Source organism: Bradyrhizobium sp. 199, from assembly GCF_023073355.1.
GTDB lineage: Bacteria > Pseudomonadota > Alphaproteobacteria > Rhizobiales > Xanthobacteraceae > Bradyrhizobium.
Genome location: NZ_JADPJI010000005.1, coordinates 1,354,544 through 1,378,611, shown reverse-complemented (window position 1 = coordinate 1,378,611; position 24,068 = coordinate 1,354,544). Strand labels below are relative to the sequence as shown.

Here is a 24,068-nt window from a genome sequence, read left to right as displayed (position 1 = left end):
GCGGAATGGCCCGTCGGGCGCGGTCCCATTGGGGGCCCACCCTTGTCCAGTACGCCCGCAGTCGCTTCCGGCCACGATCGTGATCCGCTGCCGATTGCCATGACCATGGGGGCTCTCGGTGTCGTCTACGGCGATATCGGCACCAGCCCCCTCTACGCCCTGAAGGAAGCCGCCAAGGCGGCCGCCCACGGCGCGCCCGTGACCCCCGAAGCCGTCCTGGGCGTTGCCTCGCTGATCCTTTGGGCCCTGCTGCTGATCATCTCGCTCAAATATGCGCTGTTGATCCTGCGCGCGGACAATCGCGGCGAAGGCGGCATCGTCGCGCTGCTCGCCCTGCTGCACGCCCGCCATGCCCAGCCCGGCACATGGCGCGCCCATCTCTTGGTGGTTGGCCTCGTTGGCGCCGCGCTGCTGTACGGCGACGGCGCGATCACGCCGGCGATCTCCGTGCTCAGCGCCATGGAAGGCCTCAAGGTCGACGCGCCCTCGCTCGCGCCGGTCGTGGTGCCCGTGACCATCGTCATTCTGGTCGGCCTGTTCATGATGCAGAAGCAGGGCGCCGGGTTCATCGGCCGGATCTTCGGGCCAGTGATGATGGCCTGGTTCATCGTGCTGGCCGCGCTCGGCATCCACGGCATCCTCAAGGCTCCTGCAGTGTTGGCTGCCCTCAGCCCACTCTATGCGTTCGACTTCCTGATCCATCAGAATTTCCATATCTCCTTCGCGATCCTGGGCGCGGCCTTCCTCGCGGTGACCGGCGGCGAGGCCATGTATGCCGACATGGGGCATTTCGGGCGCTTCCCGATCCGGCTGGCCTGGTTCGCAATCTGCCTGCCGGCGCTGGTGCTGAACTATTTCGGCCAGGCCGCGCTGCTGATCACCGATCCCGCCATGATCGAGAATCCGTTCTTCCAGCTCTGCCCCGACGCGTTGCACTATCCGCTGGTGGCGTTCTCGGCGATTGCGACGGTGATCGCCTCGCAGGCCATCATCTCCGGCGTGTTCTCGCTGACCCAGCAGTCGATCCAGCTCGGCTTCCTGCCGCGCATGCAAATCCGTCACACCACCAGCGACGCGATCGGCCAGATCTACGTGCCCTTGGTGAACTGGCTGCTCGCCGCTGCAACGCTAGGCGCCGTGCTGAGCTTCGGCAGCTCGGAGGCGCTGGCCGGCGCCTACGGCATCGCGGTGTCGCTGTTGATGGCGATCACCACGCTGCTCGCAGCTCTCGTCGCGATCCAGTGGGGCTATTCACCCTGGCTCGTGGTCGCCGTGAACGGGACCTTCTTCGTCATCGACGTGATCTTCTTCTCGGCCAACTCGGTCAAGCTGTTCGAGGGCGGCTGGTTTCCTTTGCTGCTCGCCGGCCTCGTCGCCTTCCTGATGCTGACCTGGCGCTCCGGCGTGAAGCTGGTCGAGGCCGCGCGCGCGAAGCTGCGCCAGCCCGAAGAAGATCTGATCGAGACCGCCGTGAACAAGTGCAGCGCAAGGCTACCCGGGACCGCCGTATTCCTGGCATCCGCACCGCGCGGCGTGCCGCTCGCGCTTACCCAGTTCGTCAAGCACAACCGCGTGCTGCACGAACGCGTGCTGCTGGTCACCGTGCTGATCGAGGAGTTGCCGCACATCGCCGACGAGGAACGCGCCGAGGTGATCGAGATCATTCCCGGCATCACCCGCGTGATCCTGCATTACGGCTTCATGCAGAACCCGACGATCTATGAGGGGCTGAAGCTTGTCTGCCGCCAGAGCAAATTGCCCGGCATCGATCTCTCCGACGTCACCTATTACGTAGGACGTGAGACCATCATCCCGAGCCAGGACATTCCAGGCATGTGGGTCTGGCGCGAAGGCGTGTTCGCCTTCCTCCAGCGCAACGCCGAACGCTCGGCGGCGTTCTTCGGCGTGCCGACCAGGCAGGTGGTGGAGTTCGGGACGGAGCTGGAGATTTAGGGGAGTCCGTAGCCCCGACGGAGCGCAAGCGCAATCCAGGTCCCTGCTGCATGGGGGTCCCGGATCGCTGCGCTCCATCCGGGCTACGGGGCTACACGTTACTCCCCGCTCGTCTCCCCATTCGTCCCGTTGCCGCTCTCCGCCTCTTCCGTGATGTGCTCCACCGACACGACGTGCTCGTCCTCGGCGGTATCGAACACGATCACGCCTTGCGTCGATCTTCCGGCGATGCGGATGCCTTCGACCGGGCAGCGGATCAGCTGGCCCTTGTCGGTGACCAGCATGATTTGATCAGCATCCTCGACCGGGAACGAGGCGACCAGATTGCCGTTGCGGTTGTTGACGCTCATCGCGACGATGCCTTTGCCGCCGCGGCCGGTGGTGCGGTACTCGTAGGACGAGGTCCGCTTGCCATAGCCGTTGACGGACACCGTGAGCACGACCTGCTCCTGCGCCGACATCTCGGCGTAACGCTCCTGCGAGAGCTGGAAGCTGCCGGAGGTCTCCTCGGCCTCGCCGTCCACGGCTGTTTCGTCGGCCGCGGCTTCGCCGGCCACCGCGCGGCGCATCTTCAAATACGCCGAACGCTCGTCCGAGATGGTCTCGACATGCCGCAGGATCGCCAGCGAGATCACCTTGTCGCCGTCACCAAGGGCAATACCGCGCACGCCCATCGAGGTGCGCCCGGTGAAGACGCGCACGTCGGCGACCGGGAAGCGGATGCACTGGCCGCCGGCGGCGGTCAGCAGCACGTCGTCGCGCTCGGTGCAGATCTGCACGTCGACGATCGCTTCGTTGTCGTCGAGCTTCATCGCGATGATGCCGGAGCGGCGGACGTCGACGAAGTCGGACAGCTTGTTGCGGCGGACGTTGCCGCCTGTCGTGGCGAACATCACGTCGAGGTTGCCCCACGTCGACTCGTCCTCGGGCAGCGGCATGATGGTGGTGATGCGCTCGCCCTGCTCCAGCGGCAGGATGTTGATCAGCGCCTTGCCGCGCGCGTTCGGCGCGGCCATCGGCAGGCGCCAGACCTTTTCCTTGTAGACCTGGCCGCGCGAGGAGAAGAACAACACCGGGGTGTGCGTGGAAGCCACGAACAGACGCGAGACGAAATCCTCGTCGCGGGTCTGCATGCCGGCACGGCCCTTGCCGCCGCGGCGTTGCGCCCGGTAGGCCGATAGCGGCACGCGCTTGACGTAGCCGGCGTGGGACACGGTGACGACCATGTCCTCGCGCTGGATCAGGTCCTCGTCCTCGACCTCACCTTCCTGCTCGATGATGACGGTGCGCCGCGGCGTGGCGAACTCGGCCTTTACCTCGGCGAGCTCGGTCTTGATGATATCAAGCACGCGGTCGCGCGAGCGCAGGATGTCGAGATAGTCGGCGATCTCGCCGGCGAGCTTGTCGAGCTCCTCGCGAATCTCGTCGCGGCCGAGTGCGGTGAGGCGTTGCAGGCGCAGGTCGAGGATGGCCCTCGCCTGCTCCATCGACAGCCGGATCGTGCCGTCGGCGCTGATGCGATGACGTGGATCGTCGATCAGAGTCAGCATGTCCGCGACGTCCCGGGCCTGCCAGTCGCGCGACATCAGGGTGTCGCGGGCGGTGGTCGGATCGGGCGAGGTCCGGATGACGCGGATCATCTCGTCGATATTGGCCACCGCGATCGCCAGACCCACCAAAATATGAGCGCGATCGCGCGCCTTGGCCAGCAGGTATTTGGTGCGCCGCGTGACGACCCGCTCGCGGAAGTCGACGAAGATGGACAGCAGGTCCTTCAGATGCATGATCCGAGGACGGCCACTGTCGAGCGCCACCATGTTGACGCCGAAGCTGGTCTGCAGCGGCGTGAATCTGTACAGCTGGTTCAGCACCACATCCGGCACGGCGTCGCGCTTCAATTCGATGACAACGCGGTAGCCATCTCGGTCCGACTCATCGCGCAGGTCGCCGATACCCTCGATCTTCTTTTCCTTGACCAACTCGGCGATGCGCTCGACCATCGTCGCCTTGTTCACCTGGTAGGGAATCTCGGTGATGATGATCGCCTCGCGCTCCTTGCGAATGGTCTCGATCGCGACCTTGCCCCGCATCACGACCGAGCCACGGCCGAGGTGATAAGCGGAGCGGATGCCCTGCCGTCCGAGGATAACGCCGCCGGTCGGAAAATCGGGCCCCGGAACGATGTTGATGAGCTCGTCGATGGTGAGCGCGGGGTTGTCGATCAGCGCGACGCAGGCGTCGATGACCTCGCCGAGATTGTGCGGCGGGATGTTGGTTGCCATGCCAACCGCGATGCCGCCCGCACCGTTGACGAGGAGGTTCGGGAACTTGGCCGGCAAGACCGATGGTTCGGTCTCGTTGTTGTCGTAGTTCGGCTGGAAGTCGACGGTGTCCTTGTCGATGTCTGCGAGCAGAGCTAGCGCCGCCTTGGTCAGGCGGGCTTCGGTGTAACGATAGGCGGCCGCGGGATCGCCGTCGACCGAGCCGAAATTGCCCTGGCCGTCGATCAGCGGCACGCGCATGGAGAAGTCCTGCGCCATCCGGACCATGGCGTCGTAGATCGACTGGTCGCCATGCGGATGATATTTACCGATGACGTCACCGACCACGCGGGCGGACTTGACGTACTTCTTGTCGGGCGTGTGCCCCTGCTCGTTCATCGAGAACAGGATTCGGCGGTGCACCGGCTTCAGACCGTCGCGGGCATCAGGCAGCGCCCGCGCCACGATCACGCTCATGGCGTAGTCGAGATAGGACTTCTTCATCTCCTCGAAGATGGAGACGGGGCGAATATCCGAGGGTTGCGCCGGCTGGTCGCCGGGCTTGTTGTCGTCGTCGGCCAAAGGGAAATCCGGTGAGATTTTATCTGGGAATCATATAGCGCATCGGGGCCCTGATAACCACCCTTGCTGGCTCCAGGGAAGCGCTTTTTCCCTTCGTTCTTTCATGCACTTACCGGGTTGGCTGGAAGCGGTTTCCGCACCCCGGCGGCCCCGCAGCGAGAATGCCTATTCCGGCCGCCGCTACGACCCGAAAATCAGCGTATGCATGATCCGCCCAGGCATGAACGTGAACAGCCCGGCAATCACGAGTGCGCCGAAGAATATCGAGACCATCGTGATCTTGTGCCGACGGACATTGCGGCTTCGAGCGGCTATCACGCCCAATGCCAGCATCACCAGCGCGAAGATCGAGAGCAGATGGATCGGACTCCATGGCCCGACCAGACGAATCTGGTGGATCCAGAACGAGCTGAGCGCCACGACAAGCATCAGCGCAACCCAAACCCAGCCCAGAACCCGATGCGGCAGCGTTCCCTTTGGAGCAGTGAGCTGGATCATTCCGAGGAAGAACGCAGCCATGGCCGCGAAGGCATGCAGCGGGATCGCTGGAGCGGCATCAAGCAGCGGCGCGAGGCTCATGCGGAGCGTTCTCCGGGTCGGCGCAGGCAAAGCCGGGTCGGCCGTTTCCTGTCCCGACCCGAGCCGGGTCTGCCCCCCGCGTTAGAACGGAATATCGTCGTCCATGTCGCTGTTGCGGCCACCGCCACCAGCGGCAACGGGACGGCGCGGTGCGCTGCTAACGGGGCCCGAGGAGCCGAAATCGCCGCCCGGCTCGTCGCCGAAGCTACCGGCTCCACCGCCGCCGCTGCGGCCGTCGAGCATTGTGAGCGTCGAGTTGAAGCCCTGGAGCACGACCTCTGTCGAGTACTTCTCGACGCCGCTCTGATCGGTCCATTTGCGGGTTTGGAGCGCGCCCTCGATGTAAACCTTGGCGCCCTTCTTCAGGTACTGTTCGGCGACCTTGCAGAGACCTTCATTGAAGATCACGACGCGGTGCCACTCGGTCTTCTCCTTGCGCTCGCCGGAATTTTTGTCGCGCCAGGTCTCCGAGGTGGCGATGCTCAGATTCGCGATCGGCCGCCCGTCCTGGGTGCGGCGGATTTCAGGATCCTTGCCGAGATTTCCAACCAGAATGACCTTGTTGACGCTTCCCGCCATCGCCGCTCTCCACTCCGAATGCCACTGAATTCAAAAGGCCGAGCGCTACTCGCGCTCCCCTGCGCCTGTTGAGGGGACCCTATACGCTTGCAGGCGCCGCTCAGCCCGTCACTCCAACGTTATCCCCATCATATAGCACCGACCACCGATTTGTTCCAGCTTTGTTCCTGCAGAAGACAACATCAAATATGGAAACGCGATGGCGCATAAAAGGCGCCGCGATGGCAAGCGGAATGGAACCAAACCAGGTTCCCGTGAATCGAAAAAATCCCTTAACATTCATTAAGCTACGGGGAGGTCGATTGCTCCCAACTGTTGCTCTCCGGGCACGGACTCTGCCGCCCGATCAGGCTATCGTTCTGGCTGGAATTGATGCCGAATGGGCCTCGCGCCTGATAGTCCGCCTCGGGGAAACTCTTAAGAGCCGGATACGACTGGGGAGATTGCAATGAAGAAGATTCTGATTGGTTTGGCCGGCGCGGTTGCGCTGACCATCTCTGCTCCGGCTGGTGCCGCGGACCTCGGAGCCCGTCCCTATACGAAGGCGCCAGTCGCGCCCCCCGCTCCGATCTATACCTGGACCGGTTTCTATGCCGGTATTCAGGGCGGTGGCGGCTGGGGTCGCAGCAACGAGACCTTCTTTGGCGCTCCGAATACAGCGATCTTCGCTGGCACTCAGAACTACGATATCACCGGCGGCTTCGTCGGCGGCGTGTTCGGCTACAACTGGCAGTCGGGTCCGGTCGTGTTCGGCATCGAAGGCGATTATCACTGGGCTGACATCGACGGTCGTTCTGCCGTTATCAATGCCGGCGTCGGCGACACCTACTTCACCAGAATTCGCGGCTTCGGTGATATCAAGGGCCGTCTCGGCTATTCGACCGGCCCGGCTCTCTTGTTCGTCAGCGGCGGTGCTGCAGTCGGCGACATTCAGCACCGCTATGATGGCGTCCCCGGAAACGTCTTCGTCCAGAGCAACACCCGCTGGGGCTGGACCGTCGGTGCCGGCGCGGAATACATGTTCGCTCCGAACTGGTCGGCCAAGGTTGAATACAACTACCTCGACCTCGGCCGCAGCACGATCCAGTACTCCGCCGCGCCCGCCGACCGCTCCGAGTGGAACGATACCGTCCACACCGTCAAGGCAGGCATCAATTATCACTTCAACTGGGGCGGAGTCGGCACCGCCAGGTACTGATAACCCTCTCACATCGTTGACGTCTAAGGCCGGCCTCGCGCCGGCCTTTTCGTTGGGCGGCACGCCAGATGAGTCAATCACCCTTACGTTTTCGGTCGGCCGTGTGGCTTTTGAGAGACACAACTTGCGGCTTTACTCGTGTAAGCACTGCAGCAGTTGGACACAGCGTCCGATGCCCTTCCCGATCGTGGAAGGCAACACAGAAACTGGGACTGGGATTAAGTTGAAAATGAAAAAGGTTTGGTTGGCTTCGGCCTGTTTGTTCGCTCTCGCCGCTCCGGCCTCGGCCGCTGACCTCGCGGCCCGCCCCTACACCAAGGCTCCGATCGCTCCGATGGCTTCGGTCTACAACTGGACCGGCTTCTACCTCGGTATCGTCGGCGGCGGCGCCTGGGAAAACGGCTCCGGCGACCCGCGGATGAAGGGTGGCTTCGTTGGCGGCACCGCCGGCTATAACTGGCAGACCGGCAACGTCGTGTTCGGCCTCGAGGCTGATGGCGCGTGGGCCGACGTCAGCGCCTCGGCGGCTGGTGCGGTTTTCGTCCCCGGCATCGGTGCGGTTCCCGCCTCCGTGTCCTCCAAGACCGACGCGATGGGCACCGTGCGCGGCCGTATCGGCTGGGCCGTCAACAACGTCCTGTTCTACGGCACCGGTGGTTACGCCTGGATCGACAACAAGATCACCGCCACCCTGGGCGCGGCCTCGGTCTCCGACAGCAAGTTCCACTCCGGCTGGACCGTCGGTGCGGGCGTCGAAGCGTTCTTCGCTCCGCAGTGGTCGGTCAAGGGCGAGTACCTCTATCGCAGCCTCGGCGGCGAGACCTACTTCTCGGGCGCCGTGCCCACCGGCACGCTCAACTTCCACACCGTGCAGGTTGGCGTGAACTATCACTTCGGCGCCCCCGTCGTCGCCAAGTACTAAGCGAAGTACTGATCGGAAGTACTGATCTCGACTCACGTCAAATCGTCACGAAAGGCCGGCCTCGCGCCGGCCTTTTTGTTTCGCACCCAGCTAGCATTTTCGGTCCAATTGTGGCGCTCCGGTGACACAACCTTTGGCTTCAGTGGTGTAGAGAAAACACACCAGCTGGGTCATTGGGGTCCGCTGTTCTTCCGCCAACCGGAAGGCAAGAAAGAGAACGGAACTGGGGAATCCATATGAAGAAGATTTTGCTGGCTTCGGCTGGGTTGTTCGCACTCAGCGCATTGGCGCCGGCCTCGGCGGCCGATTTGGCGGCCCGCCCCTACACCAAGGCTCCGGTCGCGCCAATCGCGACGTACAATTGGAGCGGCTTCTATATCGGCATCAATGGCGGTGGCGCCTCGAGCCGCAACTGCTGGGATCTTAATGCTGTTCTCGGAGCAGCAATTCCGGTCGTCGCCGAAGGATGCCACAACGCCACAGGCGGAGTCGTCGGTGGTCAGGTCGGCTATCGCTGGCAGTCGACCAACTGGGTGTTCGGCCTCGAAGCTCAAGGCGACTGGGCTAACCTGAAGGGATCGAATGCGAGCCCCCTCGCCGCGTTTGCGCCCATCGTCAATCAGACCAGAATCGATGCCATCGGACTTTTCACCGGCCAGGTCGGTTATGCCTGGAACAACGTGCTCTGGTACGTAAAGGGCGGCGCCGCGGTGACGCACGCCAAGTACGATGGCCTCTTCGGCGGCGCCGTCTTCGACAGCGCGAGCGAGACGCGCTGGGGCGGCGCAGTTGGCACCGGCCTGGAATTCGGTTTCGCCCCGAACTGGTCTGTTGCTGTCGAATACAACCATCTGTTCATGGGTGGGCGGAACATCAATTTCACGGTCTTGGGCATCAATGATCGCACCGACCGCATCAAGCAGGATGTCGACATGGGCACTGTCCGACTCAACTACACTTTTGGCGGCCCGGCGGTTGCCCGGTATTGATCTGAAGTACTGATCTGGACCGACGTTACAGCGTCACGAAAGGCCGGCCTCGCGCCGGCCTTTTTCTTCAGCAGCGACGTTCCCGCGCATTTCCGCACCTCCTGCTGCCAGATGCCGCCAGCGCGCCAACAATCCGTTGACGATTCGCAACTCCCTCTGGAAATCTGCCCGCGTTCTTCCTACGTTCGCTGACAACCCCATCGGCGCCGATCCCGGTTCCGGGCGAAGCGCGCCTCTTTTGCTGGCGCGGTCGCGCACCCATGGGATTCCTTGAGGGCAACTCGGATGGATGAAGTGATCAAGGCGAAGCGCCAACAGCAGAACGCAGGGGCACACCTGCGCGCAATTACCATCCGTGGCGCGCGCGAGCACAACCTCAAGAACATCGACGTCGAGATTCCCCGCGACAAGCTGGTGGTGTTCACGGGGCTATCAGGCTCCGGAAAATCCTCGCTCGCCTTCGACACAATCTATGCCGAGGGCCAGCGCCGCTACGTCGAATCGCTGTCGGCCTATGCGCGCCAGTTCCTGGAGATGATGCAGAAGCCTGATGTCGACCAGATCGACGGTCTGTCGCCGGCGATCTCGATCGAGCAGAAGACGACCTCGAAGAACCCACGCTCCACCGTCGGCACCGTCACCGAGATCTACGACTACATGCGCCTGCTGTGGGCGCGCGTCGGCGTGCCCTATTCGCCGGCCACGGGCCTTCCGATCGAAAGCCAGACCGTCTCGCAGATGGTCGACCGCGTGCTGGCGCTGCCCGAGGGCACTCGTCTCTATCTGCTCGCGCCCGTCGTGCGCGGCCGCAAGGGCGAGTACCGCAAGGAGCTCGCCGAATGGCTCAAGAAGGGTTTCCAGCGCGTCAAGATCGACGGCACCTTTCATGAACTGGCGGAAGCGCCTGTTCTCGACAAGAAATTCCCGCACGACATCGACGTCGTCGTGGACCGCATCGTGGTGCGCGCCGACATCGGCCAGCGCCTCGCCGAGAGTTTCGAGACCGCGCTGAAGCTCGCCGAAGGCCTCGCGGTCGTCGAATTCGCTGACGCGCCGGCGGCGGCCCAAGCCGAAGAGAAAGAGAAAAAGAAGACCGCGAAGATCCACGACAAGAGCGGTCCCGAGCGCATGCTGTTCTCGGAGAAGTTCGCCTGCCCCGTCTCCGGCTTCACGATCCCCGAGGTCGAGCCCAGACTCTTTTCCTTCAACAATCCCTACGGCGCCTGCCCCGCCTGCGGCGGCCTCGGCGTCGAGCAGCATGTCGACGAGGACCTCGTCGTCCCCGACAAGGAGCTCGCCATCGGCAAGGGCGCGATCGCGCCCTGGGCCAAGTCATCATCGCCCTATTACATTCAGACGCTGACTGCGCTCGGCAAGCACTACAAGTTCACGCTGACCACGAAATGGAAGGATCTGCCCAAGAAGACGAAAGACGCGATCCTGCATGGCTCCGGCGAGGACGAGATCAAGTTCTCCTATGAGGACGGCGTCCGCTCCTACGACACCAAGAAGCCGTTCGAGGGCGTGATCACCAACATCAATCGCCGCTATCGCGAGACCGAGAGCGAGTGGGCGCGCGAGGAGCTTGCAAAGTACTTCCACGACGTGCCCTGCGAGGGCTGCAAGGGCTTTCGGCTCAAGCCCGAGGCGCTCTGCGTCAAGATCGGCGGCAAGCATATCGGCGACATCTCGGAGCTCTCGGTGAAGGGCGCCGGTGAATGGTTCGCCACCGTGCCGGAGGCGCTGAACACGCAGCAGAACGAGATCGCCGGCCGCATCCTCAAGGAGATCCGCGAGCGCCTCACCTTCCTGCTCGACGTCGGCCTCAATTACCTCACGCTCTCGCGTTCCTCCGGCACGCTGTCCGGCGGCGAGAGCCAGCGCATCCGCCTGGCCTCGCAGATCGGCTCGGGCCTGACGGGCGTGCTCTACGTGCTCGACGAGCCCTCGATCGGCCTGCACCAGCGCGACAACGCGCGCCTGCTCGATACGCTGAAGCGACTTCGCGACCTCGGCAACACGGTCATCGTGGTCGAGCACGACGAAGACGCCATCCTCCTCGCCGATTACGTGCTCGACATCGGCCCCGGCGCCGGCATGCATGGCGGCAACATCATCGCCGAAGGCACGCCTGCCGAGATCATGCGCAACCCGAAATCGCTCACCGGCAAGTATTTGACCGGCGAGCTTGAGGTCGAGGTGCCGGAGCGGCGTCCGCCGAACCATCGCCGCACCATCAAGGTGGTCAATGCGCGCGGCAACAACCTCAAGAACGTCACCGCCGAGATTCCGCTCGGCCTGTTTACCTGTGTTACCGGCGTCTCCGGCGGCGGCAAGTCGACGCTGCTGATCGACACGCTCTACAAGGCCATCGCCCGCAAGCTGAACAATGCCAGCGAAGGCGCAGCCCCGCACGACCGCATCGAGGGCCTCGAGCACATCGACAAGATCATCGACATCGACCAGTCGCCGATCGGCCGCACGCCGCGCTCGAATCCGGCGACCTATACCGGCGCCTTCACGCCGATCCGCGAATGGTTCGCCGGCCTGCCCGAGTCCAAGGCGCGCGGCTACGAGCCCGGACGCTTCTCCTTCAACGTCAAGGGCGGCCGCTGCGAGGCCTGCCAGGGCGACGGCGTCATCAAGATCGAGATGCACTTCCTGCCCGACGTGTACGTCACCTGCGACGTCTGCAAGGGCAAGCGCTATAACCGCGAGACGCTGGAGGTGCTGTTCAAGGGCAAGTCCATCGCCGACGTGCTCGACATGACCGTGGAGGAAGCCGCCGAATTCTTCAAGGCGGTGCCGCGCGTGCGCGAAACCTTCCAGACCCTGCACCGCGTCGGCCTCGACTACATCCATGTCGGCCAGCAGGCCACCACGCTGTCGGGCGGCGAAGCCCAGCGCGTCAAGCTCGCCAAAGAACTTTCAAAACGCGCCACCGGCCGCACGCTCTACATCCTGGACGAGCCGACCACCGGCCTGCACTTCCACGACGTCAAGAAGCTCTTGGAGGTGCTGCACGAGCTGGTCGCGCAGGGCAACACGGTGGTCGTCATCGAGCACAATCTCGAAGTCATCAAGACCGCCGATTGGGTCATCGACCTCGGCCCCGAAGGCGGCGACGGCGGCGGCGAGATCGTCGCCTGGGGCCCGCCGGAGGACATCGCCAAGGCACCGCGGAGCTATACGGGGAAGTTTCTGGCTCCGGTGCTGGAGAAGGCGAGAAAGCCGAAGCGGAGACGCGCTGCGAGCGAGGCGGCGGAGTGAAATGAGCCCGACAAAAGCCCTCCAAGTGCGTCGGCTCCTTGCCATTACGACCGTAGGATGTCATGATGGCGTTGGGGTTGGACAGGAGCAGCCATGCGGGCCAGAACGCAAGTCACGCTCGATCCAGAAACGCAGCGGCGCGCGCAAGCAAAAGCCGCCGAGCAAAAGATGTCGTTTGCCGAATATGTGAGGAGACTTGTCCTCACAGATTTGGGTGAATCGGAACGAAGGCTCGACATCTCCACCGTATTCGATCTCACGGAGGACGGACCAGAAACCGACGTTGCAAGTCATAAAAAAGAGATGATCGCCGAAGCGATCCTAGATGTTCATTCGTCGCGGGGCGGCCGCAAAAAAACTAAGCTCAAGCTCAAGTCTCGGCGCCCTTGAGTGTGTTTGTGGATACATCGGTCTGGTTTGCGGCCGTCGCGAAGCGGGACCGAAGCAATGCCCTAGCGAAAGCAATCCTCCAAAGCTTCCCTGATCCGGTGATGACGGACCACGTCCTTGCCGAGACATGGATGCTGCTTAGAAGTCGATTTGATCGGAACGTCGCTGAGACGTTCTGGGACCGGGTTCGCAACAGTACCGTGCGGATCGAGCCGGTCGTTATTGCCGACCTCGAAGCGGCCTGGGCGATCGGAGTTTCATTTCCAGATCAGGACTTTTCTTTCGTAGATCGAACGAGCTTCGCTGTGATGGAACGGCTTGGGATCACGCGAGCGGCGAGCTTCGATGAGGACTTTTCTATCTATCGTTATGGTCGTTCACGTGACAAAGCGTTCGAGATCGTGCGATCGAGTCACAGCGCTGCGTTCGAAATGCTCGCAGAAGCGATATTGAAGCGCGCACCTGTATCCTTAAACTACAACGGCGTTCGTCGCGAGGTATGCCCTTACATTCTCGGGCATACCAATGGGCAAGAACGGGCATTGGTGTTTCAATTCGGCGGCCTTAGCCGAAGTAAGCTGCCGGCCGGCGGCGAATGGCGCTGCCTCACGGTGGCGCAGGTTAGTGACGTCGAAATCCGCAAGGGGGAATGGCGCGGAGCAAGCTATCATCGCGCCGTACAACGCTGCGTTGACAGGGTTTATCTCGACGTAAACGAGGCGGTGCCCAATCAACCCGGTCGACGGCTGGGTTACGACTGATTACTTAGAGCAACAGCCGCGTCAATCGCTTCCCCCATCCGCATCGCGCTCTTCATGCCCTACGCCCTCGCCATCTTTGACCTCGACGGCACGCTCGCCGACAGCTTCCCGTGGTTCCTGCGCGTCATCAACGACGTCGCCGACCGCTTCGGCTTTCGCCGTGTCGCGGATGAGGATATCGAGGGCCTGCGGCATGCTTCGAGCCGCGAGATCCTCGCCCGCCTCGAGGTGCCGCTGTGGAAGTTGCCGGCGATCGCGCGGCATGCACGGCTGCTGAAGGCGGAGGCGGCTAGCGAGATTTCACTGTTTGCGGGCGTCGAGGTGATGCTGCGGACCCTGACCGATAACGGCATCAAGCTCGCGCTGGTGACGTCCGACAGCGAAGCCAATGCGCGCGAAAAGCTTGGGCCGGCCGCAGCGCTGTTCTCCCATTTCGACTGCTCGGCATCGCTGTTCGGCAAGGCCGCGAAATTCCGCCGGGTCATCCGCCGTGCCGGTGCCGAGCCCGCCCATGTGATCGCGATCGGCGACGAGGTCCGCGACATCGAGGCAGCGCGGACCGTCGGGATTGCTTGCGGTGCCGTATGCTGGGGCTATGCCGCCCCGGCGGCGCTGCGGGCGCTGGGGCCTGATCACGTGTTTGAGCGGATGGATGAGATTGGAACGACGCTGTGCACCGCTGCCGTAGCCCGGATGAGCGAAGCGATGTCCGGAAACACCGGTGGATAGGGACGCCTCTCCCGCCTGTCGCTGCCGCTCATGAGGGCTACAGCCCCCTACTCCGTCTTGCGCAAAAACATCCCGAACGCGCGCGGGCCGTCGCCGGTCTTGACCTCGCCGACGACCTTCAGCTCGGTCGCATCGATGATGCTTAGCGTGTTGCTCTCCCAGCACGCCACGATGACGCGCTTGCCGTCGGCGGTTGCGTTGATGCCTTCCGGATAGTCGCCGACATTGATGCGCTTGATCGGCTTCAGGCTCGCCAGGTCGAATACGCTGACGGTGCCGCCATATTGATCGCTGGCGAAGCCGCGGCCGTGCGTGAGTGCCACCGCATAGGGGCGCATCCCAACCGGCACGCGGGCAATCTCCCTGCCTTCTACAATATCGATCACGGAAACGTCGTCGGACCCGACATTGGCGGTGTAGGCGCGCCTGCCCTCTGCGTCGATCGTGACGCCGAACGGACGGGTGCCGACCTTGATCGTCGTCTTGCGCTGACGCGTCGTCGTGTCCACGACTGAGACGCTATCATCGTCGCGGTCCGCCGAGAGCAGCAGCCTGCCGTCCGGCGTCACCGCCAGCCCCGAGGGCGAGGCGCCGACCGCGATGCTCGCGGTGACGCTGCGCGAGGCCGTATCGATCACCCGCACCGCGGCCGCATACCAGTCGGCGACATAGACCGTCCTGCCATCGGGCGCCACCGCAATGCCGAGCGGCCCGCCACCGACCTCGATGCGTCCCGCCACCTGCCGCGCTGCGGCGTCGACGACAGTCACCGCCTTGGCGTCGGGGCTCGTCACATAGGCGAAGCGTCCGTCCGCGCTGACGGCGACGCCCGCCGGCTTGCCGCCGATCGCAATGGTTGCGAGGCTACGCGATGTCGCGAGGTCCACGACCATCAGATCGTCGCTGAGTTGGTTGGTCACGAACGCCTCTTCGGCGCATGCGCTGCCGAGACCACCCCGGCAAAGGCCGGCGGCGAGCGCCGCCAAGACCAGCGCCCGCAAGACCGGCGCCCGCAAGGCCAGTGCCCGCACGATCAGCTTCCGCTTTCGATCTTCTTCTTCAGCGCTTCGAGGCCGGCCTTGTAGAGCCCGCTGACCGCCTTCACCGCGGCCTCGTCGCTCAGCTCCGGCGGCGGATCGTTGTTTGGAAAGCCGCGGTAGAACGCGCCGGCCCATTCCAGCTTGGACTTGCCGTCGGGCGCCGGCGACACCGTCAACGTCGAGGAATAATTGGTCACCGGCAACACCTTCACGTCCACCTTGGTGATCCGGTACGAATAGCTCAGCATGTCCGGCTCATATTTGTAGAGCTCCTCCTCGACCGTCGGGCCGCCCGTCAGGGTCAGGGTCCGCGTCGCGCCGATCTCGTTGCCCTTCTCGCCCGTGGTCTTGGTGACGACCGGGAGCCAGCTCATGTCCTGGAAATTGGAGATCGCGGCCCACACCTTGGCCGGCGGCGCACTGATCTCGATGGATTCCCGCACCTTCTGCCGGGTCGGTCCGTGAGCCCAGACCGGCTCGAAAGCGGCCGTCAGAGCCATCCCCGCCACCGCCAGCGCCGCCACCCCGGCGATCGCCGTTCCGCTTCTCATCCTCATCCGTTCCCTCACTCTTCAATCTGCGCGATTTAAGGCGCGCTGCGATCATCCTAGCGTATTTTGGGGCCGAGGGGAGACCGGTTCGTGGCACCGTTGCCGCGACGCTCGGCCCAACCCACAACCTGTTGCGCTGCCCGTCGGGCAAAACACCCCATGGCAGGGTCAACGCCACCGCGCTAAAATATTTCTCCTTATCAGAACTTCGGATTATCATATGGAAAGCCATCCCAACCCGGCCGAGGGGCGCATCGCGATCGTCACGACACGCGGGATGGGCGGCGGTGGACGCTAGTTGGCGTCGGCGCGAGGGTGGTTGCAGGGCGGGTCACACCGTGAGCAGCACACCTGCGCGCATACGACCGGCGCACTCAGCGTACGGCAAAATCGTGTGGTCCTGGCGCCCGGGGTCTGTGCGTCAAGTTTTGTGGTGATGTGTGTCGCCCAACCGGGCGCGTGCATCAGCCATCCGCAAGGCGACGAGGGCAATAGTGCATCGCTCCCCGGGGAGATCACGACATAAGCTGTAAAACCACTGCGCAGGGAAGGCCGGATGTTTGGCTTCACCTGTATGCCGCTGTGCAGCTGTTTTAGCACGCTTCGCACAGTGGACCGCGGGTGCCAGCCGGCACCCGGCCTTCCCTGCGCCCTCGGCATTTTCGAGGGCGGCAACGACCGCAAAGCTCGGGCGGAATACGCCGCGAGAACGCCGGGACGTGTCCTCGCTGCTCGGACGAAGCGCGATTGCCTTCAATCGAGCCGATCAAGCCGCGTCGGCAGGCCTGACACGTCGGGCGATCTCCGTCCCCTTCTCCCGCTCGACGACACCGATGTCGTACTGCCCCTGCAGGTCCAACCAGAATTGTGGACTGTTGCCGAAATAGCGACCAAGTCGCACCGCGGTGTCTGCAGAGATACCTCTGCGTCCATTCAGAATATCGGTAATCCGCCCTGAGGGAACCCCGATGTCGAGTGAAAGCCTGTTGGCGCTCAGCCCTCGCGCAACCAATTCGCGCTTGAGCAACCGTCCGGGATGAACGAGCGGAGCCATGGATGTCAGCCCTTATGATAATCGACGATTTCTACCTCGTAGGCATCGCCCTTGCTGAATTCGGAACAAATGCGCCAGCGCTCATTGACTGTCATCGCCCATTGTCCCCTGCGATCGCCCTTCAGCTTGTGCAATCCGACGCTCTTCAATGGGCTCAAGTCTCCGAGCGATTTCGCGACGTTCAGCGCAAGCAACAACTCGGCCGCCGACTCGAAATCGAGTCCACGAAATTGGTTCGGGTGCTCGCCATCCCAGACCTTGCGGCTCGCGGTGTTCCGCCAGGATCTGATCATGGCAGAAACATAGTACAGGAAGCGGTGAAGGGCAATGGATAGTGCATTCACTCCCCCAGCGTCGCCTTCCACGAACCCACGGCAGTCGTCGCAGAATTCGCGCATCACCGATAATGATCGGTCTCCTCCACCGTCACAGGCTCCAGGCCGCATTTCCCGAGCCGCAGCAGCCGCGCATTCGGGTAGGCCATCAGTCCAGCGCCTCCAGCACCAGCTCCATGGTCATCAGCACCGGATTGTCGCCGCGGACCAGGCGCCCCTCCGCCAGGCCGCCGGTGTAGTCGACCAGTGCGACGTCGAGCGCCGCTTCGAGCGTGCCGGAGTGCCCGGCCGCGATCAGCCCGGACGTCACGGCAAGTTCGGTCGCAAACGGCTCGGTCACGCCGCCATGGGTGAAGCGCGCGCCGATGGTCGAACCGACGCCGCCATGGATCTTCGCACGCGCGATGCCGTGCGCGCGGCAAAACTGTTCGAGCGAGCCTGCAAAATCCTGGTTCGGCCGCAGCCGCAGCGCAAACGCGCGGCTCGTCGTCCGCGCGCCCGTGCTCTGAGCGGCGACCGGCCCGAACAGCTTGAAATTGGTCTCGGGGTCGGGCTCGCCGGTGAACATCGCACCGTCGATACCGAAGGCCTCGACCTCGAACGGTTCGGCGACGACAGTTTCGTCCGGCAGCATGTGGCCGCCGCTGGCCTTGCCATCCGCTTCCGTCCACAGCCCGTGGCAGTGAAAGAACGGCGCGCCGTCGCGCAGGCCGAGCGTCATGCTGCCGAGCCTCGTGCGCGTCACGCCGCCGGGCCGGAACGTGTCGCTGTAGAATGCGGCGTTCTCGCCGGTCTTCGACAGCGCCGGCATGACATAGGCGAACGGCCCGAGCGCGCCGCGCCGGAAGTTCAGAACGCCAGCGGCAAATCCCTCGGCCGCAAAACCAAGCCGTGCGGCTTCCAGCAACGGCAGACCTGCCTGAAGCGTGAACGAGAAGGCGCGTCCCCTCGCCTCCACCCATCGGATGCGCTCTGGGACGGGCGCGCCCGGCTGCTTGACATTCCGCATCGCCACCGCTCAGCCAAGTTCCGTCTTGTCGAGATCGAGCAGCCCGCGCGCCTCGAGCTCGTCGCGCACCATGCGTTTGGGAATCTTGCCATAGCCGGATTTCGGCAGCGCCTCCCAGAAGAAGAACCGCTTCGGCATCTTGTAGCGCGGCACCTTCGGCGAGAGGAACGCCGCCATCTCGGCTTCGCTCACCGGCTTCTCGCCGTCTCGCGCCACGCAGACGGCGACGCCGACCTCGCCCCAGGTCGCATCGGGCACGCCGAGCACGGCGACCTCACCCACTGCGGGATGCGTCAGGATCTTCTCCTCGATCTCGCGCGGATAGATATTGGAGCCGCCGGAGATGTACATGTCGGAGGCGCGGCCGGTAATGTAGACGAAGCCCTCCTCATCCATGTGGCCGAGGTCGCCGGTGCGGAACCAGCCGTTGCGGAATGCCTTCGCATTGGCTTCAGGGTTGTCGTGATAGCCGGCGAGCACGGCAGGGCCGATCACGCAGATCTCGCCGCTCTGGTTTGCCGCGAACTCGCGGCCCTCGTCGTCCTGGATCGAGACCTGCATGCCGGTCCGTTCGAAGCCGCAGGTGCCGATCCTGGCATACGGCCCGTCCTCGGGATCGTGCAGCGCCGCCGGCAGCACGGTGATGTTGCCGGTGACCTCGCCGAGGCCGAAATACTGCACGATGACCTTGCCGAGCTTCCTCAACGCGGTCTTCTGGTCCTCGCGATACATCGGCGCGCCGGCATAGATCACGTGACGCAGCGAGGAATGATCGTATTTGTCGACGGCGGGGTGCTCGACCATCATCTTCAAGATCGTCGGCACGGTGAAGAGATTGGCGACCCGATGTGCCTCGATCAGGCGGAACGCCTCGTTGATGTCGAACTTTTCGGTCGGCAACAGGACGGTGCAGACGCCGCGCGCGGTCTGCACCAGCTGGTGCACGCCGGCGCCATGCGACAGCGGCGCCACCACCAGCGAAGCGTCAGCCTCGGTCACGCCGGGGGTGAGATCGGCGAGATGGTTGGTGACGACAAATCCCATCTGCCCGTGGGTCAGTACCGCCGCCTTCGAGCGCCCGGTGGTGCCGGAGGTGAAGAAGAACCAGCAGGGATCGTCGTGCTCGACCTCGACATTCGCGATAATGGCGCCAGCCTGCGCGGCAATGGCATCAGCAACCGAGCGCTCGCCGAAGGCGGCCTTGCCGTCGATGCTCCAGGTGAACTCGATCGCCCCGCCCTTCACGGCCGCGGCGTGCTCGGGAAAATCGACATGGCACAGAAACGCCTTGGCCCCCGAGGCCTGCGCGAGATAGGTGACCTCATCCGGCATCAGGCGGAAATTGGTGGGCACCCAGACCGCGCCGAGCCGGAATGCCGCAAACATCGACAAGAACATCTCGTCGCTGTTCTTGGAGTGAACCAGGATGCGGTCACCCTTGGTGATACCGCGTGCGGCGAGCGCCGCGGCCAGCGCCGAGACCTGCGCATCGATCTCGCGCCAGGTCCAGGATTTGTCACCCCAGACGAAGCCGGGACGCGCTCCATGCCGCCGCGCATTCTGGGTCAGCATGTAAGCGAGATTCATGACGCGGCGGGACATGCGCAGGGGCTGCATCGGGCTTCCTCTTGGAGGGCGGACGGCGCGCTGGCCGCCCGCTCATTACCGCCCATTTATCGCCATCACTGGCGCCCCTGCAAGGCCAGCGGCCGCGGACCTGTCCTACGGCTGCTTGAACGTAAACGGCGTCGCCGTGATGGCCTTCTGCTTGATGCAGGTCTGCGGGCCAAAGCCGCCGCAGAAGCTGCCATGCAGGTCGAAGCGAATGCTGCGCGCAGCGCCGCGCTTCGTCGGCCGCGCGATGATCTTGTAGCGGCGAACATTGCCATCAAACACCTCGCGCACGCTGCCATCCGGCAACGTCACCACGATCTTCATGACGCAGCCGCCGGTTCCGCAATAGGTGCTCTCGCGATCGCCGCATTTGGTGTCCTGGAAATCGATAATATAGTCCTCGCGTCCATCGCCGGTCAGATCGATCCTGCGCACCGTATCGGGCGCGAACGTCACCTCGCCGCCGTCCTGGCTGGTGCATTCCTCATTGGCGTAGCGCAGCGCCTTCTGCACGCCGGACGGATAGTCGGCTGGATTGAACGGCTTTGCATCCTCGGCGCGCGCGGCAGAGGTGAACAGAGCGAGCATGAGGATCAGAGAACGCATGCGGGTTGGTCGCCGGCGCGGCCGCAATCGTTCAGGGAATTTTAAACATGATCGGCGCACCCTCGCTCAGTTCTCGTGTACAGAGTGCCGCATCATGGTCAAAGCGCCTGCCATCCTCCTGTTGTCGCTGGCGCTCGCCGGATGTGCCGTGGCGCCACAGGCGCATCTGGCGTCCGATCCCGCCTTCAAGCCGGCCCGCTATGCCTGGGACGGCGCCGGCGAGGATCCCAATCGGCCACGTGCGGCCTCACAACCACGGACCGCGGCCCGAGCCGAGCGAAGCAGCTCGCAAGCCGGGCTTCAACCCCATTCGAAGGAGTGGTGGCAAGCCCAGGGCGAAAACGAAGCCGAGCAGGATGCCAGGGTCAACCGCTCCCTGGTCATCTGCAAGGGGTGCCTGCGTCCCCAGCAGCAGCCCGAAGATTCCAGGCTCGCCAAAGCGGCCGATTGAACCGAACGACCTCGACACCGGAAACTGGCCGGCCCGACCGTGCGTTACGATTTGGTGCGCGAGGCTGGCAGCTGGAAGGTCTACAACATGAGCGACGTCATCGACAACAAGGCCGATCACCGCTTCGAGCTCGAGGCCGAGGGCCATCTTGCGACCGAGCATTACAAGCTCGATGGCGACGTGATCACGTTCGAGCACACCGACGTGCCGAAGGAGCTCGGCGGCAAGGGCATCGGCTCAAAGCTGGTGCAAGGCGCGCTCGACCAGGTCCGTGCGGCCGGATTGAAGCTGATCCCGCAATGCCCGTTCGTGAAGGCATGGATCGAAAAGCATCCGGACTATGCAGACCTCGTAGCCAGGTGAGAGCGCAGGCCCGCCGCCTGTAGCCAGCGGGCCTGCCGACATCTACGCGCTATTGTCCGTGCTTGAGCATGTCCTGATCATTCAGATCCCAGTCCTGCCACAGCTGGAGTATGCCCAGCAGCACCACCGCCGCGCCGACGCTCGTGTGGTAGATACGGAGAAAGCCGTCAGCGGAATAGCCGAGGGCGTAAGGCGAGGCGATGAGCCACAGTCCGATGAGGATCGTCGTCACCTCTTGCCAGCGCTGCAAGGCGACATATTCGAGCTGGCTGATGCCAAACACGACCAAACCGATTGCGACCGTATTCAGGATCGCCGTCTGGAGCCCGGCAATCGCCGGATCCTGAATGGGAAACCACGGCGAAGCCACGATGAGCGCGCCGAGCAGCATCCCGCACCAGTCTTCCCATGTTCGATGAGTATTCAAGAAACCAAAGTCCGACATCGTAACCTCCTGCAAAGAGGCATACGTCTGCGGCTGGCAATCATGACACTCCGAATGTCTAGCGACCCTGCCGGCCGCATTCGGGCGTATGTCCTCAAGAGGACGTGGGAGCCGCCGTGGAACTTGCAAGAGCGGCGCCGGCAATTATTGGATCGGCGTGGTGGATGACCTCTGATACTGCGCTGCAGCTACAGGCACGTGCGTTTGCAGATATCTGCCGTACGGCAAGCTCCCTTGGCTGCGCCTTGCCAAGGACGGGGACGGGCTCCTAGATCAAGGCGTAAGACGAACGTCGGAAGGATCTTGCATGGCCGCATCGGTACGGGACAACAAGGACAGGAGCCGCTTCGAACTCGATGTCGGCAACGATATGGCCTTTGCCAATTACCGGCTGACGCCCTCGGCGGTCATCATCACCCACACCGAGACGCCCCGCGCGCTACGCGGCCGCGGCATCGCATCCGAGCTGGTCAAGGGCGCGCTGGACCTGATACGGCGCGACGGCAGGAAGGTCATCGCCGGCTGCGGCTTCGTCGTCGACTATCTCGATCGGCATCCGGAGGATGCGGATCTGGTCGCCTGAAAGCAAAAAGGGCCCGCGAGATCGCGGGCCCTTGCGGCACGACCGGCGGTCGGTCAGTGCTTGATTTCCGGCGGCAGCTTGCCGCCATTGGCGGCCAGCTTGGACATCACCTGCTTGTGCAGCCAGACGTTCATGCTGGCGGAATCGTTCATGTCGCCGGTGTAGCCTAGCTCCTTGGCGAGATCCTTGCGCGCAGCGAGGCTGGAATCGATGTCGAGCGCCTTCATGAGGTCGACGATCGAGGTACGCCACTCCAGCTTCTCGCCCTTGTGCGCGGCGACCGCCTTGTCGACGACCGCGGCGACGTCCACCGCGGCCATGGGCGCGCCGCCCGGCGCCGATGCTCCCGGCGCCGCGCCAGCGGGCGAAGCCGCGCCACCGGCAGGCGCGGCGGAAGCCGGCTGACTACCGAAGATCGCGCTCATGATTTTACCGAAAATGCTCATATCTGCTCCCCGAAAAGGATCCGTTGGAAGGGCCTTGAGTGGCACTTATAGACCAAGTCACTGCATTGCGCCCGCGGAGTTCTGCGAACGAGCGCGCAGCATCAGCTTATCTGCGGCGAAATGACGACCGAACGACATCGCCGGGTTGCGCTGCGGTATCGAATCTCACCCAAGCGTGAGGGACAGGACTCGGAAATGGGCGTACGCTTCGCGTTCAGCTCGCGATGCCGTCCGGAATTCGCGTCTGGTCGGAATCGCAGAACTCAAGAATCGCGGCCGCTCGCGCCGTTTGCCGGCGCCGGATTCGGCCGCTCGGCAAGGGAGCTAGCGACGATGGCCACACTTTACCAGGGCAATGTCCCGACAATGGCCCAGAGCGCGGATGCGGCTGGACCTGTCATTCGAACCATCCAGCTCTCCGATCTGCACGATGCGCTCCGGCGCGGCTGGGAAGATTTCAAGGCTGTTCCGAGCCACGCCATCATTCTCTGCGTGATCTACCCGGTGCTCGGCCTGGTGCTCGCTCGCGTGGTGTTGGGCTATTCGGTGCTGCCATTGTTGTTTCCACTCGCCGCCGGCTTCGCACTGATCGGCCCCTTCGCGGCGCTCGGTCTCTACGAGCTCTCCAGCCGACGCGAACGCTTTGAAGAAGCCAGCGCATGGGATGCCATGCAGGTGCTGCGCTCGCCGTCGTTCGGAGCGATGCTCGGCCTCGGCGCATTGCTGCTCGCCCTGTTCGTGACCTGGGTTGCAACCGCGCAGGCGATCTATGTCGCGGCGTTCGGCTATGAGGGCGTGACCGGAATCTCGGACTTCATGACGCGCGTGCTGACGACACAGCATGGTTGGTGGCTGATCGTGGTCGGCTGCGGCGCCGGCTTCCTGTTCGCCCTCGCCGCGCTCTGCATCAGCGCGGTGTCGTTTCCCCTGATGCTGGACCGCCATGCCGGCGCATTCGAGGCGATGAGCACCTCACTGCGCGTGGTCGCGAAGAATCCGGTGCCGATGGCGGCTTGGGGCTTGATCGTGGCGGTGCTGCTCGCGCTCGGCACGCTCCCGGCCTTCCTCGGCCTTGCCGTGGTGATCCCCCTGCTCGGCCATGCCACCTGGCATCTCTACCGCAAGGCGATCGTCTCGGAGCCCGGTGCACGTCCGGTGCCGCCCCCGCCGCATCGTCCGCGCAAGCCGGCTGCCGATTTCCCGGCCAATCTCTTCCCCTGGCGTAACCGGACGAACGTCTGACGATATCGTGACATGCGATCCTGCCCTGCCTCGGGCAGGATCGCACCCTGTCGCACGCCTTGCTTTGGCCGCGGTTCCGATCGAGATTGCGCCCTCGGTCAGATCACTTCACGGAA

The 24,068-nt window shown here is 63.8% G+C and carries 24 protein-coding genes and 1 pseudogene; 12 read left to right on the top strand and 13 right to left on the bottom strand.

Going from position 1 to position 24,068, the window contains the following annotated elements:
- The first annotated feature begins 99 nt into the window (after positions 1 to 99).
- Positions 100 to 1,953: a KUP/HAK/KT family potassium transporter gene (locus tag IVB28_RS15075; RefSeq protein ID WP_247528552.1), complete on the top strand. Its 1,854-nt coding sequence runs from the start codon at positions 100 to 102 to the stop codon at positions 1,951 to 1,953.
- Positions 1,954 to 2,051: 98 nt separating this feature from the next.
- Here IVB28_RS15075 and gyrA read toward each other — a convergent pair whose 3' ends face one another.
- The 3 genes from gyrA to IVB28_RS15060 form a co-directional block, all read right to left on the bottom strand.
- A complete protein-coding gene (gyrA, locus tag IVB28_RS15070; protein WP_247527203.1) occupies positions 2,052 to 4,796 on the bottom strand; it encodes a DNA gyrase subunit A in 2,745 nt (914 codons plus the stop codon).
- Positions 4,797 to 4,976: 180 nt separating this feature from the next.
- Positions 4,977 to 5,375 carry a DUF2306 domain-containing protein gene (locus tag IVB28_RS15065; RefSeq protein WP_247527201.1) on the bottom strand — a complete coding sequence of 133 codons (399 nt, stop codon included), beginning with the start codon at positions 5,373 to 5,375 and terminating at the stop codon, positions 4,977 to 4,979.
- 81 nt (positions 5,376 to 5,456) lie between these two features.
- Positions 5,457 to 5,954, bottom strand: coding sequence for a single-stranded DNA-binding protein (locus tag IVB28_RS15060; RefSeq protein ID WP_247527199.1), 498 nt, complete (start codon positions 5,952 to 5,954; stop codon positions 5,457 to 5,459).
- A gap of 448 nt (positions 5,955 to 6,402) precedes the next feature.
- On the opposite strand from IVB28_RS15060, the gene IVB28_RS15055 reads away from it, so the two are divergent.
- From IVB28_RS15055 to IVB28_RS15025, 7 genes are all read left to right on the top strand, one after another.
- Positions 6,403 to 7,152: an outer membrane beta-barrel protein gene (locus IVB28_RS15055; protein ID WP_247527197.1), complete on the top strand. Its 750-nt coding sequence runs from the start codon at positions 6,403 to 6,405 to the stop codon at positions 7,150 to 7,152.
- A gap of 229 nt (positions 7,153 to 7,381) precedes the next feature.
- The gene (locus IVB28_RS15050) at positions 7,382 to 8,074 is read left to right on the top strand and encodes an outer membrane protein (protein ID WP_247527196.1); all 693 of its coding nucleotides are present in this window, start codon (positions 7,382 to 7,384) and stop codon (positions 8,072 to 8,074) included.
- Positions 8,075 to 8,310: 236 nt separating this feature from the next.
- Entirely contained in the window at positions 8,311 to 9,063 is a 753-nt protein-coding gene (locus tag IVB28_RS15045; protein WP_247527194.1) for an outer membrane beta-barrel protein, read from the top strand.
- Between the two features lie 285 nt (positions 9,064 to 9,348).
- Positions 9,349 to 12,333 (top strand): excinuclease ABC subunit UvrA, encoded by a 2,985-nt coding sequence (uvrA, locus tag IVB28_RS15040; RefSeq protein WP_247527192.1) that lies wholly within the window; start codon positions 9,349 to 9,351, stop codon positions 12,331 to 12,333.
- 93 nt (positions 12,334 to 12,426) lie between these two features.
- Positions 12,427 to 12,723: a hypothetical protein gene (locus IVB28_RS15035; RefSeq protein WP_247527191.1), complete on the top strand. Its 297-nt coding sequence runs from the start codon at positions 12,427 to 12,429 to the stop codon at positions 12,721 to 12,723.
- A gap of 8 nt (positions 12,724 to 12,731) precedes the next feature.
- Complete coding sequence (locus IVB28_RS15030) at positions 12,732 to 13,484, top strand: PIN domain-containing protein (RefSeq protein WP_247527190.1); 753 nt, start codon at positions 12,732 to 12,734, stop codon at positions 13,482 to 13,484.
- A gap of 54 nt (positions 13,485 to 13,538) precedes the next feature.
- Positions 13,539 to 14,213 carry an HAD family hydrolase gene (locus IVB28_RS15025; RefSeq protein ID WP_247527189.1) on the top strand — a complete coding sequence of 225 codons (675 nt, stop codon included), beginning with the start codon at positions 13,539 to 13,541 and terminating at the stop codon, positions 14,211 to 14,213.
- 47 nt (positions 14,214 to 14,260) lie between these two features.
- On the opposite strand, the gene IVB28_RS15020 is transcribed toward IVB28_RS15025, so the two are convergent.
- The 8 genes and pseudogenes from IVB28_RS15020 to IVB28_RS14985 form a co-directional block, all read right to left on the bottom strand.
- A complete protein-coding gene (locus tag IVB28_RS15020; RefSeq protein ID WP_247528551.1) occupies positions 14,261 to 15,214 on the bottom strand; it encodes a cytochrome D1 domain-containing protein in 954 nt (317 codons plus the stop codon).
- Between the two features lie 32 nt (positions 15,215 to 15,246).
- Complete coding sequence (locus tag IVB28_RS15015; protein ID WP_247527188.1) at positions 15,247 to 15,810, bottom strand: SRPBCC family protein; 564 nt, start codon at positions 15,808 to 15,810, stop codon at positions 15,247 to 15,249.
- Between the two features lie 760 nt (positions 15,811 to 16,570).
- Positions 16,571 to 16,858, bottom strand: coding sequence for a HigA family addiction module antitoxin (locus tag IVB28_RS15010; protein WP_247527187.1), 288 nt, complete (start codon positions 16,856 to 16,858; stop codon positions 16,571 to 16,573).
- Between the two features lie 5 nt (positions 16,859 to 16,863).
- A complete protein-coding gene (locus IVB28_RS15005) occupies positions 16,864 to 17,151 on the bottom strand; it encodes a type II toxin-antitoxin system RelE/ParE family toxin (protein ID WP_247528550.1) in 288 nt (95 codons plus the stop codon).
- Between the two features lie 66 nt (positions 17,152 to 17,217).
- Positions 17,218 to 17,345 (bottom strand): annotated as a pseudogene (locus IVB28_RS15000) (ATP-binding protein); the annotation flags it as partial.
- Positions 17,342 to 18,202: a DUF296 domain-containing protein gene (locus IVB28_RS14995; protein WP_247527186.1), complete on the bottom strand. Its 861-nt coding sequence runs from the start codon at positions 18,200 to 18,202 to the stop codon at positions 17,342 to 17,344. The gene IVB28_RS14995 and the pseudogene IVB28_RS15000, both read right to left, overlap by 4 nt.
- Before the next feature lie 9 nt (positions 18,203 to 18,211).
- Entirely contained in the window at positions 18,212 to 19,819 is a 1,608-nt protein-coding gene (locus IVB28_RS14990) for an acyl-CoA synthetase (RefSeq protein ID WP_247527185.1), read from the bottom strand.
- Positions 19,820 to 19,924: 105 nt separating this feature from the next.
- Positions 19,925 to 20,422, bottom strand: coding sequence for a hypothetical protein (locus IVB28_RS14985; RefSeq protein ID WP_247527183.1), 498 nt, complete (start codon positions 20,420 to 20,422; stop codon positions 19,925 to 19,927).
- Between the two features lie 94 nt (positions 20,423 to 20,516).
- Here IVB28_RS14985 and IVB28_RS14980 point away from each other — a divergent pair, with 94 nt between their 5' ends.
- On the top strand, positions 20,517 to 20,873 hold the full coding sequence (locus IVB28_RS14980) for a hypothetical protein (RefSeq protein ID WP_247527182.1): 357 nt from the start codon (positions 20,517 to 20,519) through the stop codon (positions 20,871 to 20,873).
- A gap of 87 nt (positions 20,874 to 20,960) precedes the next feature.
- Positions 20,961 to 21,236 carry a GNAT family N-acetyltransferase gene (locus IVB28_RS14975; RefSeq protein WP_247528549.1) on the top strand — a complete coding sequence of 92 codons (276 nt, stop codon included), beginning with the start codon at positions 20,961 to 20,963 and terminating at the stop codon, positions 21,234 to 21,236.
- 49 nt (positions 21,237 to 21,285) lie between these two features.
- Here the strand turns inward: IVB28_RS14975 and IVB28_RS14970 are convergent, their stop codons facing one another.
- Positions 21,286 to 21,681 carry an SPW repeat protein gene (locus tag IVB28_RS14970; RefSeq protein WP_247527181.1) on the bottom strand — a complete coding sequence of 132 codons (396 nt, stop codon included), beginning with the start codon at positions 21,679 to 21,681 and terminating at the stop codon, positions 21,286 to 21,288.
- A 307-nt stretch (positions 21,682 to 21,988) separates the two neighbouring features.
- Between IVB28_RS14970 and IVB28_RS14965 the strand changes: the two genes are divergently transcribed.
- Positions 21,989 to 22,264 carry a GNAT family N-acetyltransferase gene (locus tag IVB28_RS14965; RefSeq protein ID WP_247527179.1) on the top strand — a complete coding sequence of 92 codons (276 nt, stop codon included), beginning with the start codon at positions 21,989 to 21,991 and terminating at the stop codon, positions 22,262 to 22,264.
- Between the two features lie 53 nt (positions 22,265 to 22,317).
- Here IVB28_RS14965 and IVB28_RS14960 read toward each other — a convergent pair whose 3' ends face one another.
- Positions 22,318 to 22,710, bottom strand: a complete 393-nt coding sequence (locus tag IVB28_RS14960) for a DUF3597 domain-containing protein (protein WP_247527177.1) — start codon at positions 22,708 to 22,710, stop codon at positions 22,318 to 22,320.
- Between the two features lie 333 nt (positions 22,711 to 23,043).
- Here IVB28_RS14960 and IVB28_RS14955 point away from each other — a divergent pair, with 333 nt between their 5' ends.
- Positions 23,044 to 23,952: a DUF2189 domain-containing protein gene (locus tag IVB28_RS14955; RefSeq protein WP_247527175.1), complete on the top strand. Its 909-nt coding sequence runs from the start codon at positions 23,044 to 23,046 to the stop codon at positions 23,950 to 23,952.
- The last annotated feature ends 116 nt before the right edge of the window (positions 23,953 to 24,068 follow it).